Annotated in this window: 18 protein-coding genes; 14 read left to right on the top strand and 4 right to left on the bottom strand. The window is 65.8% G+C overall.

Going from position 1 to position 16,539, the window contains the following annotated elements:
* Positions 1-39: 39 nt before the first annotated feature.
* Positions 40-1,209, top strand: coding sequence for an amidohydrolase family protein (locus ACOGI7_RS15705; RefSeq protein WP_419849677.1), 1,170 nt, complete (start codon positions 40-42; stop codon positions 1,207-1,209).
* A gap of 33 nt (positions 1,210-1,242) precedes the next feature.
* A complete protein-coding gene (locus ACOGI7_RS15700) occupies positions 1,243-2,388 on the top strand; it encodes a mechanosensitive ion channel family protein (RefSeq protein ID WP_419849676.1) in 1,146 nt (381 codons plus the stop codon).
* Here ACOGI7_RS15700 and ACOGI7_RS15695 read toward each other — a convergent pair.
* Entirely contained in the window at positions 2,281-3,759 is a 1,479-nt protein-coding gene (locus tag ACOGI7_RS15695) for an acetyl-CoA acetyltransferase (RefSeq protein WP_419849675.1), read from the bottom strand. The genes ACOGI7_RS15700 and ACOGI7_RS15695 overlap by 108 nt on opposite strands.
* A 50-nt stretch (positions 3,760-3,809) precedes the next feature.
* Between ACOGI7_RS15695 and ACOGI7_RS15690 the strand changes: the two genes are divergently transcribed.
* The 3 genes from ACOGI7_RS15690 to ACOGI7_RS15680 are packed head-to-tail and all read left to right on the top strand — an operon-like array spanning position 3,810 to position 4,950.
* Complete coding sequence (locus tag ACOGI7_RS15690; protein ID WP_419849674.1) at positions 3,810-4,271, top strand: nuclear transport factor 2 family protein; 462 nt, start codon at positions 3,810-3,812, stop codon at positions 4,269-4,271.
* Between the two features lie 53 nt (positions 4,272-4,324).
* Positions 4,325-4,549 carry a type II toxin-antitoxin system VapB family antitoxin gene (locus tag ACOGI7_RS15685; protein ID WP_419849673.1) on the top strand — a complete coding sequence of 75 codons (225 nt, stop codon included), beginning with the start codon at positions 4,325-4,327 and terminating at the stop codon, positions 4,547-4,549.
* Positions 4,546-4,950, top strand: a complete 405-nt coding sequence (locus ACOGI7_RS15680; protein ID WP_419849672.1) for a PIN domain nuclease — start codon at positions 4,546-4,548, stop codon at positions 4,948-4,950. Before ACOGI7_RS15685 ends, ACOGI7_RS15680 begins: the two co-directional genes overlap by 4 nt.
* Before the next feature lie 9 nt (positions 4,951-4,959).
* Here ACOGI7_RS15680 and ACOGI7_RS15675 read toward each other — a convergent pair whose 3' ends face one another.
* On the bottom strand, positions 4,960-6,657 hold the full coding sequence (locus tag ACOGI7_RS15675) for an N-acyl-D-amino-acid deacylase family protein (RefSeq protein WP_419849671.1): 1,698 nt from the start codon (positions 6,655-6,657) through the stop codon (positions 4,960-4,962).
* A gap of 25 nt (positions 6,658-6,682) precedes the next feature.
* Here ACOGI7_RS15675 and ACOGI7_RS15670 point away from each other — a divergent pair, with 25 nt between their 5' ends.
* The 3 genes from ACOGI7_RS15670 (at position 6,683) to ACOGI7_RS15660 (ending at position 8,985) form a co-directional block, all read left to right on the top strand.
* A complete protein-coding gene (locus ACOGI7_RS15670; protein WP_419849670.1) occupies positions 6,683-7,204 on the top strand; it encodes a nuclear transport factor 2 family protein in 522 nt (173 codons plus the stop codon).
* 67 nt (positions 7,205-7,271) lie between these two features.
* Positions 7,272-7,862: a PadR family transcriptional regulator gene (locus ACOGI7_RS15665; protein ID WP_419849669.1), complete on the top strand. Its 591-nt coding sequence runs from the start codon at positions 7,272-7,274 to the stop codon at positions 7,860-7,862.
* Positions 7,863-7,905: 43 nt separating this feature from the next.
* On the top strand, positions 7,906-8,985 hold the full coding sequence (locus tag ACOGI7_RS15660) for an inositol-3-phosphate synthase (RefSeq protein WP_419849668.1): 1,080 nt from the start codon (positions 7,906-7,908) through the stop codon (positions 8,983-8,985).
* On the opposite strand, the gene ACOGI7_RS15655 is transcribed toward ACOGI7_RS15660, so the two are convergent.
* Positions 8,978-10,204: a CCA tRNA nucleotidyltransferase gene (locus tag ACOGI7_RS15655; RefSeq protein ID WP_419849667.1), complete on the bottom strand. Its 1,227-nt coding sequence runs from the start codon at positions 10,202-10,204 to the stop codon at positions 8,978-8,980. The two genes, ACOGI7_RS15660 and ACOGI7_RS15655, sit on opposite strands and share 8 nt — an antisense overlap.
* On the bottom strand, positions 10,201-11,199 hold the full coding sequence (locus ACOGI7_RS15650) for a histone deacetylase (protein ID WP_419849666.1): 999 nt from the start codon (positions 11,197-11,199) through the stop codon (positions 10,201-10,203). The genes ACOGI7_RS15655 and ACOGI7_RS15650 overlap by 4 nt, the downstream gene beginning before the upstream one ends.
* Before the next feature lie 105 nt (positions 11,200-11,304).
* On the opposite strand from ACOGI7_RS15650, the gene ACOGI7_RS15645 reads away from it, so the two are divergent.
* The 6 genes from ACOGI7_RS15645 to ACOGI7_RS15620 are packed head-to-tail and all read left to right on the top strand — an operon-like array spanning position 11,305 to position 16,457.
* Positions 11,305-12,027 carry a GNAT family N-acetyltransferase gene (locus tag ACOGI7_RS15645; protein WP_419849665.1) on the top strand — a complete coding sequence of 241 codons (723 nt, stop codon included), beginning with the start codon at positions 11,305-11,307 and terminating at the stop codon, positions 12,025-12,027.
* 46 nt (positions 12,028-12,073) lie between these two features.
* Complete coding sequence (locus tag ACOGI7_RS15640; RefSeq protein WP_419849664.1) at positions 12,074-14,065, top strand: DUF6049 family protein; 1,992 nt, start codon at positions 12,074-12,076, stop codon at positions 14,063-14,065.
* Entirely contained in the window at positions 14,062-14,901 is an 840-nt protein-coding gene (locus tag ACOGI7_RS15635) for a DegV family protein (RefSeq protein WP_419849663.1), read from the top strand. The genes ACOGI7_RS15640 and ACOGI7_RS15635 overlap by 4 nt, the downstream gene beginning before the upstream one ends.
* 44 nt (positions 14,902-14,945) lie before the next feature.
* Positions 14,946-15,311: an NADH-quinone oxidoreductase subunit A gene (locus ACOGI7_RS15630; protein ID WP_419849662.1), complete on the top strand. Its 366-nt coding sequence runs from the start codon at positions 14,946-14,948 to the stop codon at positions 15,309-15,311.
* A gap of 8 nt (positions 15,312-15,319) precedes the next feature.
* The gene (locus tag ACOGI7_RS15625) at positions 15,320-15,820 is read left to right on the top strand and encodes an NADH-quinone oxidoreductase subunit B (RefSeq protein WP_419849661.1); all 501 of its coding nucleotides are present in this window, start codon (positions 15,320-15,322) and stop codon (positions 15,818-15,820) included.
* Positions 15,807-16,457, top strand: coding sequence for an NADH-quinone oxidoreductase subunit C (locus ACOGI7_RS15620; RefSeq protein ID WP_419849660.1), 651 nt, complete (start codon positions 15,807-15,809; stop codon positions 16,455-16,457). The genes ACOGI7_RS15625 and ACOGI7_RS15620 overlap by 14 nt, the downstream gene beginning before the upstream one ends.
* The last annotated feature ends 82 nt before the right edge of the window (positions 16,458-16,539 follow it).

Genomic DNA, 16,539 nt, shown 5'->3' with positions numbered 1-16,539 from the left:
CCATCGGACTGATCAACGCCCGAGAAGTACCGTTGCCCCATGAACACGGATCTGTTTGAGCGGTTCAAGGTGATTGATGTGGACACGCATCTCACCGAGCCGCCCGATGTGTGGACGGCGAGGATGCCGGCCAGCTTGCACGACAAGGTGCCCCACATTGAGCGGGTTGACGGGCGGGACACCTGGATGGTGAACGGCGAGTCGCTGGGCTCGCCGGGCTACTACTCCATGGCCGGGTTCGACGGGCTCATGCCGCTGAAGATCCCCGAGACCTACGACGACATTGCCCCCTCGATGTACGACGCCGGGGCCCGGCTGGAGTTCATGGACAGCCAGGGCATCTGGGCCCAGATCCTGTACCCCAACGTGGGCGGGTTCGGCAACGGCTACTTCCTGCGCCTCGGCGACCGGGAGGTGGTGGCCCAGTGCGTGGCCGCCTACAACGACTTCCTCTGCGACTGGACCTCGGCCGCCCCCGACCGGCTCATCCCCATCACTGCGGTGCCGTTCTGGGATATCGAGCTGTCACTGGCCGAGATCGAGCGGTGCGCCGGACTCGGCCACCGGGCCATCAACTTCTGCAACCAGCCCCAGGACTATGGCCAGCCCCCGCTGGGCCATCAGCACTGGGATCCCGTCTGGGCGCTGGCCCAAGAAGCGGAATTGGCGGTGAGCTTCCATGTGGGCGGCGGCAACATGGGCACCCTCATGGTCGACGAGGCCGAGATGGGGTGGATGACCAACTTCGCCAAGGTGTCGTCGCTCATCTTCTTGGACAACATGCGCTGCATCGCCGACCTGATCTTCGGCGGGGTGTGCCACCGGTTCCCCGAGCTGCAACTGGTGTCGGTGGAGAGCGGGGCCGGTTGGATTCCCCCGGCCCTCGAGGCATTCGACTGGCAATGGCGCAACGGCGGCGTGCATCTGGAGCACCCCGAGTACGACCTCTTGCCCAGCGAGTACTTCGAGCGCCAGATCTACGGCTGCTTCTGGTTCGAGCAGGACGGGGCGGTGGCTGCCATCGAGCGGTTCCCCGACAACATCCTGTACGAGACCGACTACCCCCACCCCACCTGCCAGCATCCCGGCCCGGCCACACCCGCCCAGTATCCCCGGGACTATGCGCAGTGGGCGCTTGGGAACCTGAGCGATGAGCTGTTGGCCAAGGTCCTCCACGACAACGCCGCTCGGGTGTACCGCCTGGACTGACTCATCTGATGGGCACGCCGGTACGCTGAGCCGATGGCTCTGGTAGTTCCTGCGGCAACCGTCACCGACGCCTGCGGTCCCGATCCCGGATTCTTCTGCGAGCTGGTCTTCGACAACACCCAGAATGAGCGGCTGGCCGAGATCATCGGCTGGGTGGTGGAGCGGCCCCTTCGGATCATCCTCATCCTGCTGGTGGCCTGGATCATCAAGAAGATCGTCCACAAGGTGATCGAGCGGGCAGTGGGCCGACTAGTGAACCAGGCCGAGACCGATACCGAAGAGCAGTTGGAGAGCGCCAGCAAATTGGACTTCGGCGCTCGGGCGGCCAAGGCCATCAACCGAATCCAAGAGCGCCAAGTGCGCAGCTCCCAGCGGATCGAGACCATCGCCGCCGTGCTGAAGAGCCTGGCCACTGCCCTGATCCTGGCGGTGGCTGCGCTCCTGTGCTTGAGCGAGCTCAACATCGACTTGGCCCCCCTGATCGCCGGTGCCGGTATCGCCGGTTTGGCGGTGGGCTTCGGGGCTCAGTCGCTGGTGCGGGATTTCCTGGCCGGAATGTTCATCCTGATCGAGGACCAGTTCGGAGTGGGCGACGTGGTGGATGTGGGCGACACTTCGGGAACCATCGAGAAGGTCAGCCTGCGCACCACCACCTTGCGAGACGTCAGCGGCGTGGTGTGGACCGTGCCCAACGGGGAGATCCACCGCACGGCCAACCACTCGCAACTGTGGTCGCGGGCCATCCTGGACATCGGGGTTAGCTACGACACCGACATCGATCAGGCCAGCGAGATCATGAAGGCGGTGGCCGACGAGCTGTGGCGGGAGAACAACCCAGACCTCACCATCCTGGAGGAGCCCTCGGTGTGGGGGGTTCAAGAACTGGGCAACGACGCGGTGGTCATCCGCCTGGTGGTCAAGACCGACCCCAGCGAGCAGTGGGGGGTTGGACGCGTGCTCCGGGCCCGCATCAAGAAGGCCTTCGACGAGGCCGGCATCGAGATTCCCTTCCCCCAGCGCACCGTGTGGATCCGCAACGAGAGCGACAACGCCGAGCCGCGCTCGCCCGACTCAGTCGGTGGGCGTGAACGACCCGTCGGCACCGGCGATGACGCTGCGCCCGCAGAACTCCCCGGCGACGACGGCGGCCATGACGGCGGGGGCGGCGGAGACGAGTAGAGTCCGGGCGCCGTCGGGGAACTCGCCGATGGCCACCGCCCGCTCCGGACCCTCACGGCCCCAGATCACGGTGTAGGACACCACTTCGGCCTGCTCGTTGTCGCCGGTGCGATAGGGCTTGGGCTGGAGCTCGGCGGCTACTGCGTCGGTCACGTCAATATTGGCAAACGGCTTCGCCGGGGGCTCGGTCGACCACACGCTGGTGCCCTGCTTGGTGATCATGCCGCTGATCGAAGTGAGCAGCCCGGTTGAACCGGGATCAGCCCGCAGCACCTGGGCCAGCTTCGCCGCCGCCTGGATCACGTAGTTGTTGAGCGGCCCGCCAGCCCAGGTCATGCCCCCGGTCACAGTCAGATCTCGGCCCAGGTCGAGGCCCAGTTCCAGCGCCTGGGTGCGGACCGCGATGGGGAAGCAGGAGTACAGATCCACATGGTCGGCTTCGGCCGGCGCAATCCCGGTGTGGCCGCCCACTGCCCGCCCGGCATGGGCGAAGCCCGGACTGCGGTGGAGCTCGGGCCGCTCGCTCACCGGCACCATGTGGTTAGACTCGGCGGCGGCCCAGGGGAACACCCAGCGATCCGGCGAGATGCCCAGTGCCCGAGCAGTTCCCGCCGAGCAGAAGATCAGCGCGGCGGCCTGGTCCACGTTCCATTGGGAGTTGTGCCACTTGGTGTACGGCCAGGCCAGCATCCGGTTGCCGTCGTCCGGGGTGGCGATGGCCGCGGCGTCGAGTCCGTCTCGGAACCAGGCGTCGGGGTTGGCCGCGGCAATTTGGGCGAAGCGAGCCCACAGCCCGGCCACCGTGTCGCGGTGATCTTCGATGGTCTGGCCGTCGGCAAACCGGCGGGCGTTCTCGATCATGGCGTAGTGGTGGGTGGCCATCACCAGCCTGAGGTCGATCTCCGCCTGGCTGATGATCGTCCCATGGGGAGTGACGAAGTCGTCGGGCTCGGCCCCTCCTTGGTCGGTGTCGGGTGCATCGATACCGGTGATCGACGCCCGCAAGCCCCGGTACTTGGCCTCTCCGCCCACAACGGCCACCACGTCGGCTGAGCCCGATGCGATAGAGGCCGCAGCATCGCCCATCACCGCGGTCTGAGGGATGCCCACGTCGGCCAGATAGCTGCGGGCCTGCGTCGCCCCCACGGCATCGGCCACCCAGCGAGCCGGATCGGTGTAGCTCCAAAGGCCCTTGGTTGCCCTCACCTGGTCGAGGCGGTCGATCAACCCGCCAGCCCCAGCATCATCGGCCGCCACCGCCAGCGCCTCGGCCATCAGCGCCACCGCCTCTTTTGCCTCGGTGGGGTCGTCTAGCCGCTGGGTCGCCGTCCCCACCCCCACCAACACCGGCGCTCTGTCTGAGATCGTCACGCCAGCACCCTAACGGCCCACAGCGCCCCGAGACGATGTACCGTCGGGCCATGGAGCAGTGGGAATTGATCGCTCGGGAGTCGATCCGGGACCTGGTGGCCCGGTACAACGCCAACGGCGACTCGGGCCGCTTCGACCAAGTGATGGATCTGTTCGCCCCCGACGCCATCATGCGGACGCCGACGCAGCCCGACAAATACGGCATCGACGAGATCCGCACCATCTTCACCGGCGCCCAGGACACCTTGTCCGACATCGGCGGTGGCACCCCCAAGTACATCCGCCACCACACCGCCACCCACCAGATCGACATCATCTCGCCCACCGAGGCCAAGGGACGCTGCTATTACCACGTGATCATGGAGCACGGCCTTGACCACTGGGGTCGCTATATCGACCGATATGGGGTGGTGGACGGCCGCTGGCTGTTTATCGAGCGCTCGGTGACCATGGACGGCTACATCCCCGACGGCTGGGGCGCCCACAACGCCTCCAAAGGCAAGGATTATTGAGTTCGTTACACCTAAGCCACACCTCTTACACCTGTTAGGTGTAATATGGGGTCGTGGACGACCGAACCCGTACCAATATTGAGATCGACGACCGGCTCATCGACATCGTCATGCGCCGCTATGGAGTGCGCACCAAGACCGAGGCCGTCCATCTCGCCCTTCGCCATTCGGCCGGCCAGCCCCTAACCACTAACGAGATGCTGTCGATGCAGGGAGCACAGCTCATCGGCGAGATACCGCCCGATACCGGCATTCAGCCCATCGATACCGTCGGGTGATCCTCGCCGATACCTCAGCGTGGATGGAGTTCGACCGGGGCACCGATTCCTCTGCCCACCGAAAGCTGGTCGAGCTCATCGCCGAGGGCGGCCAGAATGTGGCCGTCACCGAACCGGTGCTGATGGAGGTGCTGGGAGGGGCCAAAGACACCCAGAGCCACCAACAGCTCTACAACCTGCTGACATCGGTGTCCTGGGTCTCGGTGGACCATGTGGCCGATTTCGAGGGCGCGGCTCGCATCAACCGGGTCTGCCGGGCCAACGGCGTCACCCCACCGGGATACATCGTCTGCATGATCGCCAACATCGCGCTGCGTACCGGATCAGAGATCTTGACCGCGGATCAGGATTTTCACCGCGTGGCGGAGCTGTTCCCCCTTAAGATCGCCGCGACGTCCTAGCGGTCGGGCTCAGGGCGCCGGGGTGTTGGCGTCGAGCACCGCGCCGGGGTTGGCGCCGGTGAGCGAGCCTTCCACCTGGGTGAGCACTCCGTTGACCGCGGTGGCCCGGTAGCCGCCGGAGGGCCGTCGCAAGCGAGGAGCGCCCGAGGGCAGGTCGGACACAAACCCGTCGGTGTCCCAGGAGAGCTCGTCCAAGTCGAACACCGTGACGTCGCCGGCATAGCCGGGCAGCAGGCGACCCCGGTCGTTGAACCCCAAGATCTCCGCTTGGCGGCCGGTGATCTCATAAACCGCCTGCTCAAGTTCGAGATCGCCCCGCTCGCGCACATGGCGGGTCAACAGCAAGGTGGTATCGCCCGCGGCGCACATCATCTGCACGTGGGCCCCGGCATCGGAGGCGCTGATCAGACAGCGATCGTCGGCAATCATCTGGGCTACGGCGTCAATGTTGCTGTTGCTCACCCCCATGGCCACCACGCCGGGCTCCAAATCGTTCTCCAGAATCCAGTCGGCGAACACATCCGAGGGGTGACCGCCCCGAGCCTCTGTCAACTCGGCCAGCGAGCGCCCCAGCCAACTCTCGTTTTCGGAGCGGGTCACCGAGGTGAACCGAGCAAAGTCGGGCCGATTGATGGGGAACAGCGACTTCTCGGTGGCGTCCCACTCGTTGCGGGCGATCTCCCGCCAGCCAGGATCGGCCAGCATCTCCCGTCGGGCTTCGCCTGCCACTCCCATGATCTGGTTCCACCCCTTGGGCAGCATCATGAACACCATGGTCTGGTCCCAGCTCACGTTGAGGTCCACGGTGCGGGGCGAGGAGATGGGCCACATATCGCAGCCCTCATCCCGAATCGCCTGGGTGAACGCCATGTACTCGTCCGGGCGGTGCGGGGCCATGTCGCTGTGGGAAACCCCGTTCCAGATGGAGGTCACCCCCCGGGGTCCGAGCACCTTGGCCATCCGGCGGATGTCGGCTTCGGGATCCTCGCCGGTGAGGTTGGGGATGAACTCCACCACGCCGTGGCCCGCGGCAGCCAGCGCATCGGCCAACGCGCTCAGCTCCCCATCGCAAGCCAGCCGGCTGGGCACCGGACGGCTGCGGCGGTCCAAGTCGAAGAACGAGGTGCTGAATCCGTAGCAGCCCGCCTCCATGGCATCGGCCATCTCGGCGGCCATGGCGGCGATCTCCTCCTCGGTGGCCTCCCGGGTCCAGGCATCATCACCCATCACGTAGATGCGCAGCATGGAATGGCCGATCAGCGAGGCCATGTTCAGGGCGATCCCACCCTCGTTCATGGCATCCCGGTATTGGCGCCACGACCCCCATGACCAGGGAATGCCCGACTCGAAATCGGCGATCGGCATGTCCTCGATGTAGCAGAACACGTCGATGAGCTCGTCGAGATTCTCGGCCTTGGCCGGGGCCAGCGACAGCGAGCAGTTGCCGATCAGCGCGGTGGTCACCCCGTGCTGGGGCATGGGGTCGCAACCCCGGTCCCAGAACATGGACGGGTCCAAGTGGGTGTGGGAGTCGATGAACCCGGGGGATACGTAGCAGCCGCCGGCATCCAGTTCGCTCTCGCCGTCGGGGGCCAGGCTCGGGCCCACCTCGGTGATGACGCCCCCTTTGATGCGCACATCGGCAGGTCGGACCGGGTTTCCGACTCCGTCAATCAGATTGCCGCCGCGGATGATGAGGTCTGACATGGGCGAAACGATAGAGAATGGGCTTATGACTGACCCCATCAGCGCGGATGTTCTTGAAACCATGGCGGCCAAGCAGGCCATCACCGAGGTGATCTACGGCTATTGCCGGGCCCTCGACCGGATGGACAAACCGGCGGCCTACGCGGTGTGGCATCCCGATGGAACCGCCGACTACGGCGAGGACATCTTCCAGGGCACCGGTCACGAATTCGTGGACTGGGTCTGGACCGCTCACGCCGGAATGTCCACCCATTCCCATCAGATCACCAACGTGTTGATCCAAGTGGACGAGGATCGAGCAGTGAGCGAGGCCTACGTGACGGTGGCGCTGCGGACCCTGCCCTTCGGCGATGGCCCCGACACGGCCGACATCTTCACCCGAGGGCGCTATGTCGACCAGTGGTCCCGCCGAGACGGCAAATGGGCCATCGACCACCGCAACTACATCACCGACCACTCCGTAACCGTGCCCAACGCCAACCCCGACCCCCACGATCCCCGATCAATCCGCGGCCCAGAAGATCCTTCAGTAGCCTTGTTCGACTGACGACCGACACCTTTATCGCGCACCAACAAGTTGACCTGATATAGCGTTTCGATATAATCGCGATCCAATGTTGGATCTCGCGGTGCTCGGACTGCTCAAGGAGGGCGACCTCCACGGCTATGAGCTGAACAAGCGCCTCAAGTCTCTGGTCGGCGGATACGCCAATTCCTACGGCGCACTCTATCCCGCCTTGGCCCGCTTGGAGCGGCGTGGCTGGGTGAGCTCCACCGCCGTGGCCCCCGAGCTCGTCACCGATGACCAGACCTCTGAGGAGAATGCTCGCCGGAGCAAGAAGCGCAGCACGCGGTCCAAATCAGGCCGAACCCGCAAGGTGTACCAGATCACCGAAGCCGGCGAAGATCACCTGCTGGAGCTGTTGCAAGAGGATGCCAACAACGAGCGGCGCTTCCGCTTGCAACTTGCCTTTTGCCGCTTCCTTCCCTCCGACCGGCGTCTGGCGCTCTTCGAGTTGCGCCGAGCCCACTTGGTCAGCCTGCAAGCCATGGCCCGCCGCGATCCCGTTCATTCCAACGATCCCTATGTGCGCTCCCTGTTCCAGAGGGACCAGGAGCGCCGGGAACACGACCTGGTTTGGCTCGACCGGCTGATCGCCGACGAGCGCGACAACCGGCCGAGTCCCGAACCGACCGACCCATGATCAGCGCCGATCGATCCGATTTCGCCCAAGGAGGGCAACCGCTATGAGCAATCCCATCCGCATTGCAATCGCCGGTGTCGGCAACTGCGCCAGTTCTCTGGTGCAGGGGCTGTACTACTACGCCGACTCCGAGCCCGACGACCAGGTCCCCGGCCTCATGCACGTGGTGCTGGGGGGCTATCACATCAACGACGTGGTGCCGGTGGCGGCTTTCGACGTGGACGCCTCCAAGGTCGGTCTCGACCTGGGCAAGGCCATCGGGGCCGAGCCCAACAACACCGTGCAGTTCTGCGACGTGCCCGATCTAGGCGTGCGGGTGCAGCGGGCCCCCACCCTGGACGGGTTCGGCGAGTACTACCGAACCCAGTGCGAGGAGTCCCCAGCCGAGCCGGTGGACGTGGCCGAGGCGCTGCGGGGGGCTGGTGCCGACGTGCTCATCTCCTATCTGCCGGTGGGATCCGAGGAGGCCCAGCGCTACTACGCCGAGTGCTGCTTGGAGGCCGGCGTGGCCTTCGTGAACGCCATCCCAGTGTTCATCGCCTCCGACCCGGAGTGGGCCCGGCGCTTCACCGAAGCCGGCGTGCCCGTGGTGGGCGACGACATCAAAAGCCAGGTGGGCGCCACCATCTTGCACCGCACCTTGGCCCGCCTCTACGAGGATCGAGGCGTTGAGCTGGATCGCACCTACCAGCTCAACTTCGGCGGGAACATGGACTTCATGAACATGCTGGAGCGGTCCCGGCTGGTGTCCAAGAAGATCTCCAAGACGCAGTCGGTCACCAGCCAGCTCGACAAGGGCATCGCCGCCGATGACGTACACATCGGCCCCAGCGACCATGTGCCCTGGCTGGAAGACCGGAAGTGGGCCCACATCCGCCTCGAGGGCCGGGGCTTCGGCGACGTGCCCCTCAACATCGACCTCAAGCTGGAAGTAGTGGACTCTCCCAACTCCGCCGGCGTCATCATCGACGCCTTGCGCTGCGCCAAGCTCGGCTTGGACCACGGCGTCGGCGGCCCCCTGCTCGGCCCGTCGGCCTACTTCATGAAGAGCCCCCCCATCCAGTACCGCGACGAGGCCGCCCGCGAGATGGTCGAGGCCTACGCCCGAGGCGAGGTCATCTAGAACGCCACCTCAAAAGGTGGGTGCGGGCCTCCTCGGGAGTGAGGGGGCCGGAGTCGAGACGATGGCGGCGTAACTCGTCGACCGCTCTTCCCACGTCGGGGCCGGGGTCGAGGCCGAGAAGGGCCATGATCTCCTCACCATCCAGCACCGGGGGACCGAGGAGGTCGGTCTCGGACTGCATGAGGGCAGCCACATCGGGAACCAACGAAGCCTCTGCGCCCAAGGCTGTCGCCAACATCACTGCTTGGTGCAAATGAGGGTCAGCATCAACCACCCAGCGGCGCAGTTCAGAAAGGGATGCGGGTGGATGGTCGACGGCTTGGCGCGCCGCGGTCAACACGGCAAACACTGCACGGCTGACCGCAGAGGTTGCTCGTCGCTCTGACAGCGCCGACCGCACATCGGAAGGCGTTCCGGCATCAGCCATCAGCGCGGCCAAGCGGGCAACTGGATCATCACCGACCTTGCGAAGAAGAGCCACCGCCGCATTGCCATCGCCCACCGGTCCCAACACCCGTTCGCCTAGACCGGTCTCAAAGAGCAGCTTGAAGCCCAGACCGGGGTCGGGTAGTGCGAGGAGCCGGTCCAGCTCGTCGCGTATCCGCTCGTCGGCCACAATGCTGAGCCGGTCGGCCATAGCAGCCATGGCGGCTACCAAGTTCGTATCCGCGGTCAGGTCGAACTGCGCCAAGAAGCGGGCCGCCCGCAACATGCGGAGGGGGTCGTCGCTGAACGTTTCCTCCGGGTCAAGCGGAGTGTGGAGGCGCCCAGCCTCCAAGTCGGATGCCCCGCCAAAGGGATCCACCAACTCGCCGTCGGGCAGCTCGACGGCCATGGCGTTGATGGTGAAATCGCGGCGGGAGAGATCGGCTTCGATGGCATCGGCGAAAGCCACTTCGGGCTTGCGAGAGTCGGGCAGGTATCGCTCGGTGCGGTGGGTGGTGACCTCAACCCGGCGGTCGCCCCGGCGGGCGCCGATGGTGCCGAACCGCTCCCCCTGAGTCCACAGAGTGTCGGCCCACTCTTCCAAGATCGACTTCACCGCATCTGGCTGGGCGTCGGTGGTGAGATCCAGGTCGAAGGCGGTGTCCAGCGGTCGATCCCGCATCGCGTCACGCACAATCCCACCCACCAGATAGATCCGGTAGCCGTCGGCGGCAAACCGCGCCGCCAACTCTCGGGCCTCTTCCCGGACGGGGGCCAGACGGTTGAGGCTCACGGCAACAGCGCGGCCGCCGCCGCGGCCACCTCCGCGCCCGGCCCGCCTCCGGTGGCCGGCTCCGGTCGCCAGGCTGTGCCGGCCAACGAGGCCACTGCGGCGGCGGCACAGTCGGCCAAGGCATCCAAGTCGTAGCCACCCTCCAAAAAGGCAATGCGCCGACCAGGAGGAACCGTCTGAATGACCGCATCGGTGAGGTCGGCGAAATCCCCGGCGGCCAAGCCCAAGTTGGTGAGTGGATCGGCTCGGTGGGCGTCGAATCCCGCTGAGAGCACCAGCCAATCAGGTACGAAGGCTTCCACCGCGGGCAGCACGGCCTCTTCCCATCCTCGGAGATAGACGTCGCCGGTCGCTCCCATGGGCATCGGCAGGTTGATGGTGGTGCCCACACCTGCCCCCGCGCCTCGCTCCAGCAGGCCGCCGGTCCCCGGATAGAACGGGTACTGGTGCCACGACACGTACATCACCCGGCTGTCTTCCCAGAAAATGTCTTGGGTGCCGTTCCCGTGGTGGGCGTCGTAGTCCACCACCAGCACCCGCTCACCCCGATCAGCCAGCGACTGCGCGCAGACCGCCGCACTGTTGAACATGCAGAAGCCCATCGACCGGACCGGCGTGGCGTGATGGCCCGGTGGGCGAACTGCGCAGAATGCGGCATCGGCCAGCCCGTTGTCCAAGGCCTCAACCGCCGTCAATCCCGCCCCTGCGGCCAGACGGCCCGCCGCCTCCGACTCGGCGGACAGCACGGTGTCGGGGTCCAGCCGGCCGCCCCCGGCGTTCGCCACCCGGTGAACTGAGTCGAGCACCGAAGGATGGTGGACAGACAGCAGCTCAGAGTCGGTGGCCATCCGGGGCTCGGTCGGGACCAGCGCGTCGGCGAGCTCGGCCTGCCACACCCCATCGATCACGGCGCGCAGCCGGGAAGGCCGCTCCGGATGGGAACGCCCGGTGTCGTGGTCGAGAAAGCGGTCATCGGTAATCCACAGAACCGACACGACCCCACGGTACCCCCGCCTCCGCACTCCAACACCGCACAGCCGTTCCAAAACGTGACCACTAGCCTCAGTGGCATGTTGGGCCGACGATCGGGGCAGAAATCTGTGACGCTCCGACTCGGGCAAGATCGTCTGCGGCTCAGGCCTTGGGCCGGCGAGGCGGGGACGGGCCTGCTCATCCTGCTGATCCCGGGCAAAGCGGTGTCCGAGTCCACCGCAGCCGCGGCGGTCGAAACCGCTATCGCGCGGGGATACCAGCGCCTGCGGACTTCGGCACTGTCGCACCTGGAATCAGAGCCATTCATTCGAGCCGGATTCGAACCCCGCCAGCAGCTCGCCTTGCTGTCCCGGCCGATCCAAGCTCGCCCGCTTCAAGACAACTCTCCCCATCGAAATGGCAGTATCGCCATTCGAAGGGCCCGCCGACGCGACCGACCCTCGGTGCTCGCGGTTGACCATGCCGCATTCGAGCCCCTTTGGCAGCTGGACCAGGCCGGGTTGACCGACGCTTTGCGGGCCACTCCCTTCAGGCATTTTCGAGTATCCCACCAAGACGCCGATACTGGATTGACCGGATATGCCATCTCCGGGCGCAGCGGCCCGGCCGGCTATCTCCAGCGCTTGGCAATCTCGCCCGACCAACAGGGACAGGGAGCCGGAGCCGCCCTCATTATCGACGGGCTGAGGTGGATGGCCCGCTGGGGCGCAACCCACGCCTGGGTCAACACCCCCCAGCACAACACAAGGGCGCTGCGGCTCTATGGGCGCCTGGGCTTCGAGCAAGTTCCTCCCGGCCTGCAAGTACTGGAACTGCGCCTTGGGCAGTGAGCCCCGCCCGAGAGATTCGGGAAGCCGATGGCCGGCCCGTGGGGCAGTGGGCCTGATCGCGGCCATGGTTCTGATCGCTGCGCCCGCCTTCTGGCTTCCCGCTGCAACTGCCCAAGACGGCGATGCACGCCCGGAAGAAGACCCTCCTAGCCTCGAGCTGGTCAGCCAAAGCATGTGGATCGCCGAGGAGGACGTTTTCCGAGTTTCCCTCCGGCTGCTCGGCGCCCCTGACGGATCCACAGTGGATATCGACGTCGGTCTGCCCATCCGGTCGCGATCGGCTTTTCTGGACCGACTGGCCGATCCCTCCACCGGATTGGTTCTGCACCAGATTTCCCGTTTGGCCGTCCCTGAGCCCGACGTCAACGGAATCGCCTCGTTGCAGGTGGCCACCACCGGGCAGCAGACAGGAGCGACCGGGCCGCTCCTCTCACTGCCCGCCGAAGGCGTGTACCCGTTGAGCCTTGTTCTCCGGAGTCCCGAGGGCATTCGATTGGGCTCCGTCCACACCTTCCTGGTCCGCACCCCCCAGCCCGACTCCAACCAGCCTCCTCTACTGGTGAGCACGGTGCTCTCGGTGAGCGGGCCCCCAGCCGTCAGCCCGGATGGCAGCGTGGATCTGGGAACCACCAGCGAAGGCCTGGAGACACTGGCAGACGTATTCGACCCCCGAGTTCGCCCCCAACCTCTGGCCGCCGTTTCTGTTGATCCCCACTTGGTTGACGCCCTGGCCATTAGCGAGCGTCCCGAGCACGCCATGCTCTTGACCCGACTCCAACAGGCCGCGAGCAATCGGCAGATCACCAGCAACACCTACGTTCCCCTGGACAGCGATGCGTGGATCGACCAAGACCTCAGCCTCCAGATCGGCTGGCAGATCGAGGCGGGGGCCGCGGTGCTGGACCAGTTCCTCCGCGCTCAGACCGATCGCACCATCATGGTGCTGACCACCTCGGCCTCCCCCGAATTGCTCTATCGGCTTCAACGGGAACGAGTCGAGCTGGTGCTAGTGCCCGAAGCCCTGCTCGACCCGGCTGACGAGTTGGTCAGCACATCGGCCAGGACTTCATTTTTGCTGCCCGCCCTCGACGACCCGATGAAGGCGGTGGCCATCGACAGCACGGCAACGGCTCACTTCACCCGGGCCGATAGCACCGACGCCGCCCCCTATCTGGTGTTGGCCGATCTGGCCGTCCGCTGGTTTGAAGACCCCCAGCAGCTCCGGGGGATCGTGTTGGCCCCGCCGCTGGACGCACTCCCCGGCTCGACTGGTCTTGGGGTGCTGCTGGACGAGATCAGCGCCGCTCCGATCCTCTCGCCCGTCGATCCTGCCACCTTTGTTGACAGCCTCAAGCCCGAAGTCCTCCGACAGGTGCGCCCCGCTGAAGAGAACGGATTCGGGGAGGACTACGAGGCGGCCTTGAGCGACGGCCAGCGCATCGCCCAGTCCTACCAGAACATGGTCAACCCCATCGCCACCGTCGGCACCCCCGAACGGGAGCTGATCGAGACCTTGGACCGGGCCCTGCTCCTGTCCGGCACCTACGGGCTGACCGAGACCGAGCGAGACGCCTATCTGGCAGTGGTGGCCCAGACCGTGCGGGACACCGTGGCCGCCATCCAACCCCCCAGCCGCCAGCGGGTCACCCTGACCAGCCGATCGGAGAGCATCCCCATGCTCATTCGCAACAACCTCGACCACGATGTCACCGTGCGACTGGACCTCAACAGCGACAAGCTGGACTTCCCCAACGGGGACTCTCTGATCTGGCGGCTCTCCCCCGGCGTGAACCAGGTCCAGGTGCCCGTCCAGGTCAAAACGTCGGGCGATGCCGTGCTGGAGATCAAGGTCAACTCCCCCACCGGGCTCTTGGCGTTGGGCGAATCCCAGCTGACAGTGCGGGCAACGTCGCTCTCAGGAACCGGGGTGGGGATCGCCGTCGCCGCGCTGGCCATCCTGATGCTGTGGTGGGCTCGAAACTGGTGGTCCCGTCATCGCTCCAAATCCGAGCCGCAAAAAAGTAGTGTCGCGCCATGACCGTTCGAATAGTCACCGACAGTTCCTGCGACCTCAGCGCCGCCGACATCGCGCGCTACCAGATCACCGTGGTCCCGCTCACCATCCGCTTCGGCGACGAGGAGTTCACCGACGGAGTCGGCCTGTCGGCGGAGAACTTCTACGAGAAGATGGCCGCCAGCGACGATCTGCCGTCCACTGCCGCTCCGGCTCCCGGCGCGTTCGAAGCCGCATTCCGGGGGTTGGCCGAGGGCGGGGCCGAGGCAGTGGTGTGCGTGAACCTGTCGTTCGCCCTGTCGGCCACCGGGGAGTCAGCTCAGTCCGCGGCCCGGGCTTTGGAAGGCGAAGTCGACGTCCGGGTAGTGGACTCCGGCAAAGTGTCGGTGGGCCTAGGGGTCATGGTGAAGGCTGCGGCCGCCGCCGCGGAGACCGGGTGCAGCGCGGATGAAATCCAAGCCCAATTGGCCGAGATGAAAGACCGGGTCTTCATCTATGCCGTGCTGGACACGCTGGACAACCTCAAGAAGGGCGGGCGCATCGGCACCGCACAGGCTCTTTTGGGCAGCGCCCTGTCGATCAAACCCTGCCTGGACCTCACCTCCGGTGTCGTGGAAGAAGCGGGCAAGCAGCGAACCAGGGGCAAGGCCCGAAACTGGCTCGCCGCGCAAGTGGCCGAAGCCGGGGACTTGGAGCACTTGGCCGTTGCCCATGGTGCGGCCGATGACATCGACTCGTTTGTGGCCAGCCTGGGCGAATCCCCCGCTCAGAACCCCCTGACCGTGGCCCTCATCGGGCCGGTTGTGGGCACCCACGCGGGCCCCGGGGTTATCGCCGCAGCCATGGTGCCCGCCCCCTAAGTACGTCTTGGCCCGTAGAAAACGCCGTCGGTAACCTTCGAGCCGTGTCGGAGTTCCTCCGCGACTACCTCCTAGTCGTCTTCTTCCTCGTGCTGGCGGGCGCGTTGGTCTTCGGGATGCTGGGAGTGGGAAGCCTGCTGCGACCCACCCGGTCGCAGCCCCAGAAATACATCACCTACGAGAGCGGCGTCGACCCCGTGGGGCTGGGCTGGTCGCAGAGCAACATCCGGTACTACGTGTTCGCCCTCCTGTTCGTGATGTTCGACGTCGAGGCGGTGTTCATCTTCCCCTGGGCCACCCGGCTGGAGGCCTACGGCACGTTCGGATTGGTCGAGATGGCCATCTTCATCTTCATCCTTGCGCTGGGCCTGGTGTACGCCTGGCGAAAGGGTGTCCTCCGGTGGATCTGAGGTAGGCAGTGGGACTGGTCGCCAGCGGCAAAGCTCCAAAGCCCCTGACCAAGCTGCTCAACCTCGGCCGGAAGTACTCCATCTGGATGTACCAATGGGGCCTGGCCTGCTGCGCCATCGAGATGGGCGCGGTGATCGGCTCGCCCCGCTACGACGTCATGCGCCTCGGGGTGATCCCGTTTCCGGCCAGCCCCCGCCAGGCCGACTTGGTGGTGATCTCGGGAACAGTCACCGACAAGATGGTGCCGTCGATTCTCCGCCTCTACCAGCAGATGCCCGACCCGAAATACGTCATATCCATGGGCTCCTGCGCCAATTGCGGAGGACCGTACTGGGACTCCTACTCAGTGACCAAGGGTGTCGACCAGATCATTCCGGTAGACGTATATGTTCCCGGCTGTCCGCCTCGGCCCGAGGCTCTGCTGGAGGGCATCGTGCTGCTTCAGGAGCGCATCAGCAACGAAGACCCGGCCGATCGGTGGCGAGGTGACCCAATTGTCGTCGACTGACACCGATACCAGCGCTGAAGCCGAACCGCAGCCCGACGAACGCCGGGAGGCTTGGGCTTCCCAGTTGGCCGACGCGCTGGGCGACGGGTACGCCGAGCATCACATCATCGGTGGCAGCGACTTGTGGGTGCGGGTGGCCCGCGACTCGTGGGCTGATGCGGCCACCGCGGCGCGCGACCTCCTGGGCTGCCAGTTCTTCGACTGGCTTTCGGCCATCGACTGGCTGCCCTCCCCCTTCGGGCGGGACATGGACGCCCAAGAGGACAACCCCGAGCCCAAAGCGGCCGATCCCATGGAGCAGGGCCATGCCGGCGGCGAGACCCGGTTCCAGATGGTGATGCGCCTCTATTCCATTTCCGAGCACATGGGCATCACCATCAAGGCCGACCTTCCCGACGGCGATCTGAGCATCGACACCCTGATCGGGGTGTACCCCGGGGCCGATTGGCACGAGCGCGAGGCCTGGGAGATGTTCGGGATCCACTTCAACAACCACCCCGACCTCCGCAACATCTACCTGCCCGGCGAGTTCGAGGGGAACCCCCTCCGCAAGGACTTCCCCCTGCTGGCTCGGCGGGTGAAGCCGTGGCCCGGCATCGTGGACGTGGAACTGTTCCCCGGCGAGGAAGACTCATGACCGCGGTGGGCACCGACCAGCGCCAGCAGCTCGCCTACGTGGCCACCCAGGCCGCCGACGCCCGGCTGAACGTGGAGATCGA

Origin of the sequence: Candidatus Poriferisocius sp. (assembly GCF_965204145.1) — a bacterium.
GTDB lineage: Bacteria > Actinomycetota > Acidimicrobiia > Acidimicrobiales > Bin134 > Poriferisocius.
Note: the sequence above shows the minus strand (reverse complement) of the source record. Positions and strands in the feature narration are given on the sequence as shown.